Origin of the sequence: Marimonas arenosa (genome assembly GCF_030848945.1) — a bacterium.
Classification (GTDB): Bacteria; Pseudomonadota; Alphaproteobacteria; order Rhodobacterales; family Rhodobacteraceae; genus Marimonas; species Marimonas arenosa.
This window is the reverse complement of the sequence record NZ_JANHAX010000011.1, coordinates 1-1,397: the sequence shown is the minus strand read 5'-3', so window position 1 is coordinate 1,397 and position 1,397 is coordinate 1. Positions and strand designations below refer to the sequence as shown.

Annotated in this window: 1 protein-coding gene; it reads left to right on the top strand. The window is 66.3% G+C overall.

Annotated elements, in window-relative coordinates; translation table 11 throughout:
* Nucleotides 1-1,397: calcium-binding protein (locus tag NO357_RS21275; protein ID WP_306737774.1), on the top strand; the 1,397-nt coding region annotated here is incomplete at both ends.

Sequence of the window (1,397 nt, the reverse complement as noted above, 5' to 3'; positions counted from 1 at the left end):
GGTCAACGGCAGTGCCGGCACGGACAGCTATCAGATCAACGCCAGCAATGGATCCATTCGGATCGATTTCCGCGACAATGGTGCCACCACCGGCGCGGTCGTCAACCTGGCCACCGGCACGGTGTCGAATGACGGTTTCGGTAACACCGAGTCCATCACCGGAAGTGGCGATGTCTGGGAGCTCCGCGGTACCTTCCATGCCGACACCTTCACCGGCAGCGCCAACGGCGAAAGCTTTATCGGCACCGGCGGCGACGATTCGATCAACGGTGCCGACGGGTTCGACCGGATCCGTTTCGACTCGGGCTCGAATGTGACCGGGCTGAACGTGAATCTCGGCACCGGCGTGGCAACGGGCTTCGCCAATGGCACCGCCTTCACCCAGAGCCTCACCAGTATCGAATGGGTCCGCGGTTCGAACAACAACGACACGATGGCCGGCAGCGCCCGCAACGAAAGGTTCGACGGCCGGGGCGGGAATGATGTGGTCAACGCTGGCGGCGGGGCCGACACGGTCTATGGCTGGGATGGCAACGACACCATCAATGGCGGCGCCGGTCGCGACCGTCTCTACGGCGATCTGGGCGATGACGTGCTGTTCGGCGGCATCGGCAACGACGTCCTCGAAGGCGGAGACGGCGCCGACACCCTGAGCGGCAGCGACGGTAGCGATATCCTGCGCGGCGGCGCCCAGGGCGACTCGATGCTTGGCGGCGCCGGATCCGACCGGCTCGAAGGCGATCTCGGCTTCGACACCCTGCGTGGCGGTCTCGGCAACGACACCATGCTCGGCGGTACCGGCCGCGACCTGCTCGACGGCGGTGACGGCGACGACCGATTGCTGGGCGGCGGTCAGCAGGACACCCTGCTTGGCTGGGACGGCAACGACACGCTGGACGGGGGGCTCGGCGCCGACACGCTGAAGGGCCATGCCGACAATGACCGGGCGACCGGCGGCGGCGGCAATGACCGGCTCGAAGGCGGCAGCGGTCGTGACACGCTGTTCGGCAACTCGGGCGATGACAAGCTGTTCGGCAACGGCGGTTTGGACAAGCTGTTCGGCGGCGGCGGCAACGATACGTTGAACGGCGGCATCGGGTCGGACCGTCTCGAAGGCGGCGGCGGTGACGACGTGCTCACCGGCGGCGCCAATGCCGACCGCTTCGTCTTCACCGATGGCCATGGCAGCGACACGATCACCGATTTCGACGCGCTCAACAACAGCGAGAAGATCGTTCTGGCGGGTGTTTCCGCGATCACGTCACTGGCCGATCTCGACCTCAGCGATCCGAACAACGGTGCCGCTACCCAGGTGGGGGCGGACGTGGTGATCGACACCGGCGGCGGCAACTCGATCGTGCTCGAGAACGTCAACCTCGCCGATCTCGACGCCAACG